Genomic DNA, 12643 nt, shown 5'->3' with positions numbered 1-12643 from the left:
ATGGCAATGACTACCCTGAGCTGGATTCGTGGTGTCAATGGCACCCTGGGCCGTCTGGCCCCCGAGCATGTCGCGGGCAAGATGCGCCGTGCCTTCATGACGCCACGCAACTTGCCGCCGCGGGATTGGGAGCTGCCCGTGCTGGCCAGTGCCGAGCGCATTACCCTGCGCTTCGGCTTGTCGGCCCTGCGCTGGGGTAATGGGCCGACCGTGCTGCTGATGCACGGCTGGGAAGGGCGCCCGACCCAGTTTGCCGCTTTGATCGAAACCTTGGTCCGGGCCGGGCACACGGTGGTGTCACTGGAGGGGCCGGGGCATGGGCGTTCGCCTGGCGAGCAGGCCAATGTGGTGCTGTTTGCCCGGGCCCTGCTGGAGGCCGCCGCCGAGCTGCCGCCGCTGCGTGCGGTCATTGGCCATTCCATGGGCGGTGCCAGTGTGCTGCTGGCCTTGCAGATGGGGCTGCGTACAGAGGCTGCTGTCAGCATTGCAGCCCCGGCACGGCTGTTGGGTGTGTTGCGTGGTTTTGCTCATCGCCTGGGGCTGCCAGCACGGGCGCGGGCGGCGTTCATTCGGCAGATTGAGCGGGATGTGGGGATGCAGATAGCCCGGCTGGATGTGACGGGTTATCAGCTGGAGTTGCCGGGGCTGGTGGTGCATGCCGCTGATGACGCCTTGGTGGCCGCCGATGAGGCTCGGGTTATCCATAAAGCGTGGTTCGACAGCCGGCTGATGCTGCTGGAGGCGGGTGGGCATCAGCGTGTACTGTCCGACCCGCGGCTGGGTGAGGCAGTGCTCGAATTGCTCGCCCGCGCTGCTGCACCGGCGCGTCAAAGCGCCTGACTGGCAGCAGGGCTGGACATTCCTTCACCTGTCACGGCTAAATTCACTTTTTCCGCCAAGGAAGCGAACATGAGCTGGGACCTGGCAACACCCTTCGTCATCGACCTGCGCGTGGGCAGCGAGGATATTGATGGCCTCGGCCACGCCAACAACGCGGTGTACGTCACCTGGCTGGAGCGCTGCGCCTGGCGCCACTCCCAGCGCCTGGGCCTGGACCTGGCCGAATACCGTCGGCTAGACCGCGCCATGGCGGTAGTGCGTCACGAAATCGACTACCTGGCCGCCGCCTACGAGGACGATGAACTGCAACTGGCCACCTGGATCATCGATTGGGACCAGCGCCTGCGCATGACCCGCCGTTTCCAGCTCAAGCGCCCGCGTGACGGCGTGACTCTGCTGCGTGCGCAAACCACCTTCGCTTGCATCGAGCTGTCCAGCGGTAAGCCCAAACGCATGCCAGCAGAATTCCTCGACGGTTACGGCCCGGCGCTGATCGGCGCCTGAAACTCCGGCAATTTTTGTTAGACTGCCGGCTTTTTCCGCCGAGACCCCGACATGCAAATTGCCCTGGCCCCCATGGAGGGGCTGGTCGACAACATCCTGCGCGACGTACTGACCCGCGTGGGCGGCATCGACTGGTGCGTCACCGAGTTCATTCGTGTTTGCGACCGCCTGCTGCCGCCTTCTTCGTTCGACAAGCTGGCGCCCGAGCTGCGCCAGGGCGCGCGCACGGCTGCAGGGGTGCCCATGCGTGTGCAGTTGCTGGGTTCGGACCCGGTATGTCTGGCGGAAAACGCTGCGCTGGCCTGCGAACTGGGCGCGCCGGTGATCGATCTGAACTTTGGCTGCCCGGCCAAGACCGTGAACAAGTCGCGTGGTGGTGCCGTGCTGCTCAAGGAGCCGGAACTGCTACACGCCATCGTGCGCGAAGTGCGCCGTGCCGTGCCGGCCGATATCCCGGTGACGTCGAAGATGCGCCTGGGCTTCGACAGCCCTGATGGTGCGCTGGAGTGTGCCACGGCGCTGGCCGAAGGCGGCTCGGCGCACCTGGTGGTGCATGCACGGACCAAGGTCGAAGGCTACAAACCGCCAGCGCACTGGGAGTGGGTGGCGCGGGTGCAGGATGTGGTGAAGGTGCCGGTGTTCGCCAATGGCGAGATCTGGACTGTCGACGACTGGCGGCGTTGCCGTGAGGTCAGTGGGGCTGAAGACATCATGCTGGGCCGTGGGCTGGTGTCGCGACCCGACCTGGGTCTGCAGATTGCTGCGGCGCGTGACGGGCGCGATTATCAGCCGATGAGCTGGGATGACCTGCTGCCGCTGCTACGCGAGTTCTGGCGCCAGGCTCAGCACAAGCTGTCGCCGCGCTATGCGCCGGGGCGGATGAAGCAGTGGTTGGCGATGCTGACTCGCAGTTATCCCGAGGCGGTGGTGCTGTTTGCCGAGCTGCGGCGGGAGGATGATTGCGCGCGGATCAGCCGGTTGCTGGGGGTTGAGGCTGCTTTCTTCGAGGCTTGCGTTGCCTGATCCGGCCCTTTCGCGGGTTTACCCGCGCGAAGAGGCCATTAGATCCAGTGCAAGAATCAGATTTTTTCTACATGCCCCTTGAAAGCATTTCCACCGGCCATATCTCTTGAGTACGCGATGCCGAAGTCGGGTCGCGTAATGACTTACTTGCTGATTCTCAGGAGTTTATGACCATGACTACCGCTTTCTCTCTCGCACCCCTGTTCCGCCATTCCGTAGGTTTCGACCGTTTCAACGACCTGTTCGAGTCTGCGGCACGTAACGAGGCCGGTAGCAGCTACCCGCCCTACAACGTGGAAAAGCATGGCGACGACCACTATCGCATCGTAGTTGCCGCAGCCGGTTTCCAGGAGCAGGACCTCGACCTGCAAGTCGAAAAAGGCGTCCTGACCGTGACCGGTGGCAAGCGCGACGATGGCGCCGCTGAAGTGACCTACCTGCACCAAGGTATCGCGCAACGCGCCTTCAAGCTGTCGTTCCGCCTGGCCGACCATATCGAAGTGAAGGCCGCCGGCCTGGCCAATGGCCTGCTCAGCATCGACCTGCTGCGCATCGTGCCTGAAGAAGCCAAGGCCAAGCGCATCCCGATCAATGGCGACAAGCCAGCGCTGAACTGATCGCGCTGCAGTGAAGAAGGGCACCCTCGGGTGCCCTTCTTGCGTTCGCAGGCCGGTTCAGTAACCCGCCGGCGCCTCCAGCAGCATCTGCCGAAACTCCGGCAACGGCAATGGCCGGCTGTGCAGGTATCCCTGGTACAAGTGGCAGCCCAGCCGTTCGAGGAACTCCAGTTGTTCGGTCAGTTCTACCCCCTCGGCAATCACGGCCAGGTCCAGGCTGCGGGCCATGGCGACGATGGCCCGCACGATTTCCGCGTCGTTGGGGTCGACCGGCGCGTCGCGCACGAAGGTCTGGTCGATCTTCAGCGCATCCACCGGCAGGCGCTTGAGGTAGGTGAGTGAGGAATAACCGGTGCCAAAGTCATCCATGGCAAAGCTCACCCCGAAGCGCTTGAGTTCGCGCATCTTGCTGATGGTGTCTTCCAGGTTCTGGATCACGATGCCTTCGGTGATTTCCAGCTTGAGCATGTGCCGAGGCAGGCGATAGTCGTCCAGGCTGCGCAGCACGCGCCCGACAAAGTCGTTCTGGCGGAACTGTCGCGGGCTGATGTTCACGCACAGGCTGAAATCATTCGCGTCGATCAGCCCGTCGGTCAGCATGCGTGCGCAAGCATCGCACGCTTCATCGAGGATCCAGCTGCCAACTTCCAGAATCAGGCCGCTTTCCTCCAGCACCTGGATGAACTGCCCTGGTGGTTGCTGACCCAGTTGCGGGTGGTGCCAGCGCAGCAGCACTTCAGCCCCGACGATGCGGTTGTCGCGGGCATCCACCTGGGGCTGGAAGTGCAGCGCCAGTTCGCCACGGGCCAAGGCCAGGCGCAGGTCGTTTTCCATGCGCAAGCGCTCGCTGGCGGCCTTCTGCATGGTGGTGTGGAACAGCTGGGTGGTGTTACGCCCGGAGTCCTTGGCCCGGTACAGGGCAATGTCGGCACGCTTGAGCAAATCGGCCGGGGTAGCGCCGTGGTCAGGGATCAGCGCTACGCCGATACTGGGCGTTACCTGCAGCCGTTGGCCATCTAGCGACATCGGCTCGGCCAGCAGTTCGCGCAGGGTGTCGGCCAGTTCGCGCACTTTTTCCTCTACCAGTTCGCGGCTGCCTTCCAGGCCGCTGAGCAGTACCACGAACTCGTCGCCCCCTAGCCGCGCCACGGTGTCCTCCAGGCGCACGCTGGCCTCCAGGCGGGCGGTGATGATCTTCAGCACCGTGTCGCCCACCGGATGGCCCAGCGAGTCGTTGATGTGCTTGAAGTGGTCGAGGTCGAGGAACAGCAGGGCGCCGCGCAGGTTGTGGCGCTTGAGCAGGGCGATCTGCTGGCTCAGGCGGTCCATCAGCAGGGCGCGGTTGGGCAGGTTGGTCAGCGGGTCGTGGTAGGCCAGGTGGCGAATCTGCGCCTGGGCATTTTTCAGCTGGCTGACGTCACGGGCGGTCAGCAGCAGGCAGTCCACCTCGTTGAGGGTGATCGGCTCGACCGAGACTTCCACGGTGAGGATATCGCCACGCTTGTTGCGCCCGAGCATCTCCCGGTGATGCACGCGGCCGCGTTCGCGTAACTCGGCCAGCAGCGCGCTGCGCTGCTTGTCGTCCGCCCAGATGCCGATCTCGTACACCGTGTGGCCGACCACCTCGGCCGCGCTGTAGCCCGTAAGGCGGCAGAAGCCATCGTTGATTTCCAGGTAGCGGCCGCTATGGCGTTCCGTGATGGTGATGGCGTCGGGGCTGGAGTGGAAGGCCTTGGCGAACTTCTCCTCGCTGGACTTCAGTGCGGCTTCGGCGCGTTGCTGCTGGGTAATGTCGCGCAGGGTGGTAACGCTGCACGGCTGGTCATCGACGGTGATCAGGCGGCTGGAAATCACGCACGTCAGGGGGGCGCCATTGCGGTGGTTGACCACCACGGCGACGTTGCTCAAGGCCTGTTCGCGGATCACCCGCTCGATACGTTGCGCACGCTCGATGGACTCGGCCCACAGGCCGATTTCCTCCGCGGTGCGACCAAGCACCTGCTCGCTGCCCCAGCCGAAGGTCTGGGTGAACGCCGGGTTGATCTCGATGAACTGACCGGTGTCCTGGCGAGTGACGCAGATCGGGTCGGGGCTGACCTGGAACAGGCTGGCGAACTTCTCTTCCGAGGCGCTCAGGCGCTGTTCGCGCTCCACCTGGTCGGTGATGTCGAGCAGGGTGCCGGCCATGCGCAGCGGGTTGCCTTGTTCGTCGCGGTACAGGCGTGCGCGGCTTTCGATATAGCGCGAAATGCCGTTTTCCAGCTGCACCCGGTAGGTGATCTGATAGTTGCCGGCGGGCCCTTCGCGCAGGCTACGGTAGGCCTGGCGCATCGAGTTGCGCTCCTGCTCCGGTACCCCTTCGAAAAAGGCATCGAACGACTCATGAAAGGGGATGGGCGGTAGGCCGTGCAACTGCGCGGCGCGGGCAGAGCCGTAGAGCATGCCGCTGGGGATGTGCCAGTCCCAGGTGCCCAGCTGCGCCGAATCCAGGGCCAGGTCCAGGCGCTCCTGGCTGTCCTTCAGGGCCTGCTCGGCGCGCTTGCGCTCGGTGGTGTCGACAAAGGTACTGATCAGAAAGGTCACGCCTTCCAGTTCGATGCCCTGGGTGCAGAGGATGCCGTCATGCACCTTGCCGCTGGTGGCGCGGAACTGCACCTCCATGATCAACGGGCCGCCGTTGGCACGGGTCGACTCTATCACCTGGTGGCGTTGTTCGGGGTTGACCCACAGGCCCAGCTCCAGGCTGGTCTTGCCGATCACCTGGCTGCCAGGCCAGCCGAACATGTCTTCGAAGTGCTGATTGACCTCGAAAATCATGCCGTCGTGGCGGCGGGTGAGCAAAATGGCGTTGGGGCTGAGGTGGAACAGGGTGGCAAAGCGCTTTTCCGAATTGATCAGGGCGGTTTCCCGCTCGCGCTGGCGGGTGATTTCGCGGATTACCCCGATCATCTGCGGCCGGCCATGCGGGTCGTGGGTCAGGCTGCCGTTGATCTCCAGCCAGTGCAGGCTGCCGTCCGGCCAACGGATGCGATGACGCATGGCCTGTTCCACCGGCTCGCCGTTGAACACCGCCTGGAACACCTGTCGCGTGCGGGCGCGGTCTTCTTCGGGCAGCAGGTCGAGGTAGTCGACATCAGCAGGCAGCGGGCGCTGCGGGTCGAAGCCGAACAGGGCCTGGGTGCCCCGTGACCAGCTGACACGGCCGCTTTCAATATCCGACAGCCATGCCCCCAACCGGGCGCCGTTCAGCGCGGCCAGCAGTTGTGGGGCGTTCTGCCAAGCCTGTTCGGACTCCTGGGGGTCGGCCGCAGGAATACGCGGTAGGCGCAAAAAGCGGTTTGCTGATTTGGGCATCGGTACCAGACCTTTGGCGTATGACGCGTCCTTGGATATGGAAATACCTGGCTGACGGCCGGTCAGGCGGGCCCCGCGTGGCTGTCGAGCAGGGCCATGAATGCCCTGGCCGCGTTCGATAGCGTACGCTCCGTGTGCAAAATGTAGCCTAGCTGGCGCGACAGCTGTATGCCGGGCAAAGCGATGGGTGCAACCTGTTCGTCGAGCATGGTGCGCGGCAGCACGCTCCAGGCCAGGCCGATCGACACCATCATCTTGATGGTTTCCAGGTAGTTGGTGCTCATGGCGATGTTCGGCATGAGGCCTTGGCTTTCGAACAGGCGCTGGACGATGTGGTGGGTAAAGGTGTTGCCGCCGGGGAACACCGCCGGGTGACGGGCCACATCGGCCAGGCCGACCGCATTGTTGGCCAGCGGGTGCTCAGGGGCGGCGACAAAATCCAGGGCGTCGTCCCACACGGGCACCGCCTTGACCAGGTGATGCGGCTCGGGCGCCAGGGTGATCACGGCTATTTCGGCGCGGCCATGCAGAATCTCGTCGTAGGCCTGTTCTGAATCGAGAAACTGAATATCCAGCGCCACGGCCGGGTACTGGCGGGTGAACGCCCGTAATAGCGGGGGCAGGCGGTGCAGGCCGATGTGGTGGCTGGTGGCCAGGGTGAGGCGACCGCTCACTTCCCCCGACAAATTGGTCAGCGCACGTCGGGTATCATCGAGGACGTTGAGGATCTGGTAGGCCCGGGGCAGCAGGGCGCGTCCGGCCTCGGTCAGGGTCACCTCGCGGCCCAGGCGGTCGAACAGGCGCACATCCAGCTGCTGCTCCAGCCCGGCGATGCGCTTGCTGATGGCGGGTTGGGTCAGGAACAGGCGTTCAGCCGCCCCGGAGAAGCTGCCGGTTTCGGCAATGGCGATGAAGGCGCTGAGGTTGGCCAGGTCCAAGGGTCGCATTCCTCTTGGTTATCCAAAGGATAAAAATTATGAATTTGAGTTATTCAATCTAACCCCATAGCATCGTCCGTACAAGCCAAGGGGTCTTTGGCATAGAAAGACGCTGATGAGGAACAGTCTGATGGCTGGCAAAACGCTCTACGACAAACTCTGGGAAGCCCATGAGGTCAAGCGCCGTGATGACGGCTCGTCCTTGATCTACATCGACCGCCACATCATTCACGAAGTGACGTCGCCCCAGGCCTTCGAAGGCCTGCGCCTGGCCAATCGCAAACCGTGGCGTATCGACGCCAACATCGCCACGCCCGACCACAACGTGCCGACCACGCCAGAGCGCAAGGGCGGTATCGAGGCCATCGTCGACCAGGTGTCGCGCCTGCAGGTGCAGACCCTCGACGAAAACTGTGATGAATACGGCATCGTCGAATTCAAGATGAACGACGAGCGCCAGGGCATCGTTCACGTCATCAGCCCGGAGCAGGGTGCCACCTTGCCCGGCATGACCGTGGTCTGCGGTGACTCGCACACCTCCACCCACGGCGCCTTCGGTGCCTTGGCCCATGGCATCGGCACCTCCGAGGTCGAGCACGTGCTCGCCACACAGTGCCTGGTCGCCAAGAAGATGAAGAACATGCTGGTGCGCGTGGAAGGCCAGTTGCCGGCCGGCGTAACCGCCAAGGACATCGTGCTGGCCGTGATCGGCAAGATCGGCACCGCCGGTGGCAACGGCCACGCCATGGAGTTCGCGGGCAGCGCCATTCGCGCGTTGTCGATGGAAGGCCGCATGACCATCTGCAACATGTCCATCGAAGCCGGTGCCCGTGTGGGCCTGGTAGCGACCGACGCCACCACCGTTGCCTATGTCGAAGGCCGCCCTTACGCGCCGAAGGGCGAGCAATGGAAGCAGGCAGTCGAATCGTGGAAAGACCTGGTGTCGGATGACGACGCCGTGTTCGACACCGTGGTCGAGCTGGATGCCAGCCAGATCAAGCCGCAAGTCAGCTGGGGCACCTCGCCCGAGATGGTGTTGGCCGTAGACCAGCGCGTACCGGACCCGGCCGCCGAAGCCGACCTGGTCAAGCGTGGTTCGATCGAGCGCGCCTTGAAGTACATGGGGCTGACCGCCAACCAGGCGATCACCGACATCCAGCTGGACCGCGTGTTCATTGGCTCGTGCACCAACTCGCGTATCGAAGACCTGCGTGCCGCGGCGGAGATCGCCAAGGGCCGCAAGGTGGCCGCGACCGTCAAGCAAGCCATCGTCGTGCCGGGCTCGGGCCTGGTCAAGGCACAGGCCGAGCGTGAAGGCCTGGACAAGATCTTCCTCGAAGCCGGTTTCGAATGGCGTGAGCCAGGCTGCTCGATGTGCCTGGCGATGAACCCGGACCGCCTGGAGAGCGGCGAGCATTGCGCGTCCACCTCCAACCGCAACTTCGAAGGCCGTCAGGGCGCCGGTGGCCGTACCCACCTGGTCAGCCCGGCCATGGCCGCCGCTGCTGCGGTAGCCGGCCACTTCATCGATGTCCGCGAGTTGATCCAAGGGAGCGCAGCATGAAAGCCTTTACCCAGCACACTGGCCTCGTCGCGCCGTTGGACCGTGCCAACGTCGACACCGACCAGATCATCCCCAAGCAGTTTTTGAAGTCGATCAAGCGCACCGGCTTTGGCCCTAACCTGTTCGACGAATGGCGTTACCTGGACGTGGGCCAGCCCTACCAGGACAACAGCAAGCGCCCGGTGAACCAGGAGTTCGTGCTCAACCACGAACGCTACCAGGGTGCCAGCGTGCTGCTGGCGCGGGAGAACTTCGGTTGCGGCTCCAGCCGTGAGCACGCCCCTTGGGCGCTGGACGAGTACGGTTTCCGCAGCATCATCGCGCCGAGCTTTGCCGACATCTTCTTCAATAACAGCTTCAAGAACGGCCTGCTGCCGATCATCCTCAGCGATGAAGAAGTGGACGAGTTGTTCAAGCAGGTCGAAGCCAACCCGGGCTACCAGCTGACCATCGACCTGCAAGCGCAGGCGGTGACCCGCCCGGACGGCAAGGTGCTGCACTTCGAGATCGATGCGTTCCGCAAGCACTGCCTGCTCAACGGCCTGGACGACATCGGCCTGACCCTGCAGGACAGCGATGCGATCAAGGCCTTCGAAAGCAAGCACCGCGCCGGGCAGCCTTGGTTGTTCCGGGATGCCTGATTGATATAGCCGGCACAGGCAACAAAAATCTAAAGGATCGAGACATGACTAGCACCCAACATACCGACGTGGTCCAGCGCCAGTTCGGCGAACAGGCCAGCGCCTACCTCAGCAGCACCGTGCACGCTCAGGGCAGTGAATTCGCCCTGCTGCAGGCCGAGCTGGCGGGGCAGGGCAATGCCCGCGTGCTGGACCTGGGCTGTGGTGCCGGTCATGTCAGTTTCCACGTTGCCCCGCTGGTGAGCGAAGTGGTCGCCTACGACCTGTCGCAATCCATGCTCGACGTGGTCGCCAGTGCCGCCGCCGAGCGCGGCCTGGCCAATATCACCACCGAGCGCGGTGTCGCCGAACGTCTGCCGTTCACCGATGCCTCGTTCGAATTCGTCTTCAGCCGCTACTCGGCCCACCACTGGAGCGACCTGGGCCTGGCCCTGCGCGAAGTGCGCCGGGTGCTCAAGCCGGGTGGCGTGGCGGCGTTCATCGACGTGATGTCGCCGGGCAGCCCGCTGCTCGACACCTACCTGCAAACGGTCGAGGTGCTGCGTGACACCAGCCATGTGCGCGACTACTCCGCCGCCGAATGGCAGCGTCAGGTCAGCGAGGCTGGCCTGCATGTGCGCAGTCACACCCGCCAGCCCTTGCGCCTGGCGTTCGGCAGCTGGGTGGAGCGCATGCGCACCCCCGAGCCAATGCGCGTGGCCATCCGCCAATTGCAGCAAGCCATGGGCGAAGAAGTACGGCAGTATTACCAGATCGAGGCCGATGGCTCGTTCAGCACCGATGTGCTGGTGCTGTGGGCCGAGCGTTAAGCACTTTTCGGTGCGGCCCGTTTGGCCGCACCGCGTGAATGGATAGAGGAAAGCATGAGCAAGCAGATTCTGATTCTCCCAGGTGACGGTATCGGCCCGGAAATCATGGCCGAAGCGGTCAAGGTGCTGGAGCTGGCCAACGACAAGTTCCAGCTCGGCTTCAGCCTGGAGCACGACGTGATCGGTGGCGCCGCCATCGACAAGCACGGCGTGCCGCTGGCCGACGAAACCCTGGAGCGTGCGCGCAAGGCTGATGCCGTGCTGCTGGGCGCCGTGGGCGGGCCGAAGTGGGACAAGATCGAGCGCGACATCCGCCCCGAGCGCGGCTTGCTGAAAATCCGTTCGCAGCTGGGCCTGTTCGCCAACCTGCGCCCGGCCATCCTCTACCCGCAACTGGCCGATGCCTCGTCGTTGAAGCCGGAAATCGTCTCGGGCCTGGACATCCTCATCGTCCGTGAGCTGACCGGCGGCATCTACTTCGGTGCCCCGCGTGGCCAGCGCGAGCTGGAGGGTGGCGAGCGCCAGGCCTACGACACCCTGCCGTACAGCGAAAGCGAAGTGCGCCGCATTGCCCGTGTCGGCTTCGACATGGCCCGCGTGCGTGGCAAGAAGCTGTGCTCGGTAGACAAAGCCAACGTACTGGCTTCCAGCCAGCTGTGGCGTGAAGTGGTCGAAGACGTGGCCAAGGACTACCCGGATGTGGAACTGAGCCACATGTACGTCGACAACGCCGCCATGCAACTGGTGCGTGCGCCCAAGCAGTTCGATGTGATGGTGACCGACAACATGTTCGGTGACATTCTGTCGGATGAAGCTTCCATGCTCACCGGTTCCATCGGCATGCTGCCTTCGGCGTCGCTGGATGCCGACAACAAGGGCATGTACGAGCCGTGCCACGGCTCGGCACCGGACATCGCAGGCCAGGGCATTGCCAACCCGCTGGCGACCATCCTGTCTGTGTCGATGATGCTGCGTTACAGCTTCAATCAGTCGGCTGCCGCCGAAGCGATCGAGAAGGCCGTGAGCCTGGTGCTGGACCAAGGCCTGCGTACCGGCGACATCTATTCGGAAGGTTGCCGCAAAGTTGGTACGCAGGAAATGGGCGACGCAGTAGTCGCAGCGCTGCGGAATCTGTAATCTCTCTGGCCCGCCACCCTAAATTCCCGGTGGCGGCCCACTTTTAGCAAAGGTGTAGTTGCGATGAAACGTGTAGGTCTGATCGGTTGGCGCGGTATGGTCGGTTCCGTGCTCATGCAGCGGATGCTGGAGGAGCAGGACTTCGACCTTATCGAGCCGGTGTTCTTCACTACCTCCAATGTTGGCGGCCAGGGCCCGAACGTGGGCAAGGATACAGCGCCGCTCAAGGACGCTTATTCGATTGAAGAACTCAAGACCCTCGACGTGATCCTGACCTGCCAGGGCGGCGACTACACCAACGAGGTCTTCCCTAAGCTGCGTGAAGCCGGCTGGCAGGGTTACTGGATCGACGCCGCTTCGTCCCTGCGCATGCAGGATGACGCGGTCATCATCCTCGACCCGGTCAACCGCAAGGTCATCGACCAGCAGCTGGACGCCGGTACCAAGAACTACATCGGCGGCAACTGCACCGTCAGCCTGATGCTGATGGGCCTGGGCGGCCTGTTCGAAGCCGGCCTGGTGGAATGGATGAGCGCCATGACCTACCAGGCAGCCTCGGGTGCCGGCGCGCAGAACATGCGCGAGCTGATCAAGCAGATGGGTGCCACCCACGCCGCCGTGGCCGATGACCTGGCTAACCCGGCCAGCGCCATCCTCGATATCGACCGCAAGGTTGCCGAGACCATGCGCGGTGATGCATTCCCGACCGAGAACTTCGGTGTGCCACTGGCTGGCAGCCTGATCCCGTGGATCGACAAGGAACTGCCGAACGGCCAGAGCCGCGAAGAGTGGAAGGCCCAGGCTGAAACCAACAAGATCCTCGGCCGCTTCAAGAGCCCGATCCCGGTCGACGGCATCTGCGTGCGCATCGGCGCCATGCGCTGCCACAGCCAGGCGCTGACCATCAAGCTGAACAAGGACGTGCCGCTGGCCGATATCGAAGGCATGATCAGCCAGCACAACCCTTGGGTGAAGCTGGTGCCGAATCAGCGTGAAATCAGCATGCAGGAACTGACCCCGACCAAGGTCACCGGCACTCTGAACATTCCGGTTGGCCGCCTGCGCAAGCTGAACATGGGTTCGCAGTACCTGGGTGCGTTCACCGTGGGTGACCAGCTGCTATGGGGCGCGGCAGAACCGCTGCGCCGCATGCTGCGGATTCTGCTGGAGCGTTGATCGTTCTGCTGTAATTAAAAACCCGCGCTGGCGACAGCGC

11 protein-coding genes are annotated in these 12643 nt (G+C 63.7%); 9 read left to right on the top strand and 2 right to left on the bottom strand.

Annotated elements, in window-relative coordinates:
- The first annotated feature begins 6 nt into the window (after nucleotides 1–6).
- The 4 genes from D8767_RS20670 to D8767_RS20655 all read left to right on the top strand — a co-directional run bounded on the left by D8767_RS20670 (nucleotide 7) and on the right by D8767_RS20655 (nucleotide 2984).
- Nucleotides 7–840: an alpha/beta hydrolase gene (locus D8767_RS20670; protein ID WP_016715159.1), complete on the top strand. Its 834-nt coding sequence runs from the start codon at nucleotides 7–9 to the stop codon at nucleotides 838–840.
- A gap of 69 nt (nucleotides 841–909) precedes the next feature.
- Nucleotides 910–1344 (top strand): thioesterase family protein, encoded by a 435-nt coding sequence (locus tag D8767_RS20665; RefSeq protein ID WP_015269427.1) that lies wholly within the window; start codon nucleotides 910–912, stop codon nucleotides 1342–1344.
- A gap of 51 nt (nucleotides 1345–1395) precedes the next feature.
- Nucleotides 1396–2367, top strand: coding sequence for a tRNA-dihydrouridine synthase (locus D8767_RS20660; RefSeq protein WP_016715160.1), 972 nt, complete (start codon nucleotides 1396–1398; stop codon nucleotides 2365–2367).
- Nucleotides 2368–2540: 173 nt separating this feature from the next.
- Nucleotides 2541–2984 carry an Hsp20 family protein gene (locus D8767_RS20655; RefSeq protein WP_016715161.1) on the top strand — a complete coding sequence of 148 codons (444 nt, stop codon included), beginning with the start codon at nucleotides 2541–2543 and terminating at the stop codon, nucleotides 2982–2984.
- Nucleotides 2985–3041: 57 nt separating this feature from the next.
- Here the strand turns inward: D8767_RS20655 and D8767_RS20650 are convergent, their stop codons facing one another.
- Both D8767_RS20650 and D8767_RS20645 read right to left on the bottom strand, forming a co-directional pair.
- On the bottom strand, nucleotides 3042–6338 hold the full coding sequence (locus D8767_RS20650; protein ID WP_122048400.1) for a PAS domain S-box protein: 3297 nt from the start codon (nucleotides 6336–6338) through the stop codon (nucleotides 3042–3044).
- A gap of 62 nt (nucleotides 6339–6400) precedes the next feature.
- Nucleotides 6401–7276, bottom strand: a complete 876-nt coding sequence (locus D8767_RS20645) for a LysR family transcriptional regulator (protein ID WP_016715163.1) — start codon at nucleotides 7274–7276, stop codon at nucleotides 6401–6403.
- Nucleotides 7277–7406: 130 nt separating this feature from the next.
- Here D8767_RS20645 and leuC point away from each other — a divergent pair, with 130 nt between their 5' ends.
- From leuC to asd, 5 genes are all read left to right on the top strand, one after another.
- Nucleotides 7407–8840 (top strand): 3-isopropylmalate dehydratase large subunit, encoded by a 1434-nt coding sequence (leuC, locus tag D8767_RS20640; RefSeq protein ID WP_016715164.1) that lies wholly within the window; start codon nucleotides 7407–7409, stop codon nucleotides 8838–8840.
- Nucleotides 8837–9481, top strand: coding sequence for a 3-isopropylmalate dehydratase small subunit (leuD, locus tag D8767_RS20635; protein ID WP_016715165.1), 645 nt, complete (start codon nucleotides 8837–8839; stop codon nucleotides 9479–9481). The genes leuC and leuD overlap by 4 nt, the downstream gene beginning before the upstream one ends.
- Nucleotides 9482–9525: 44 nt before the next feature.
- Nucleotides 9526–10290, top strand: a complete 765-nt coding sequence (locus tag D8767_RS20630; RefSeq protein WP_016715166.1) for a class I SAM-dependent methyltransferase — start codon at nucleotides 9526–9528, stop codon at nucleotides 10288–10290.
- Nucleotides 10291–10344: 54 nt separating this feature from the next.
- Nucleotides 10345–11427, top strand: coding sequence for a 3-isopropylmalate dehydrogenase (gene leuB, locus D8767_RS20625; protein ID WP_016715167.1), 1083 nt, complete (start codon nucleotides 10345–10347; stop codon nucleotides 11425–11427).
- A 63-nt stretch (nucleotides 11428–11490) separates the two neighbouring features.
- A complete protein-coding gene (gene asd, locus D8767_RS20620) occupies nucleotides 11491–12603 on the top strand; it encodes an aspartate-semialdehyde dehydrogenase (RefSeq protein WP_016715168.1) in 1113 nt (370 codons plus the stop codon).
- Nucleotides 12604–12643: the final 40 nt, after the last annotated feature.

The sequence above is a fragment of the Pseudomonas sp. LTGT-11-2Z genome (genome assembly GCF_003691445.1).
In the GTDB taxonomy this organism is placed as follows: Bacteria; Pseudomonadota; Gammaproteobacteria; order Pseudomonadales; family Pseudomonadaceae; genus Aquipseudomonas; species Aquipseudomonas monteilii.
Note: the sequence above shows the minus strand (reverse complement) of the source record. Positions and strands in the feature narration are given on the sequence as shown.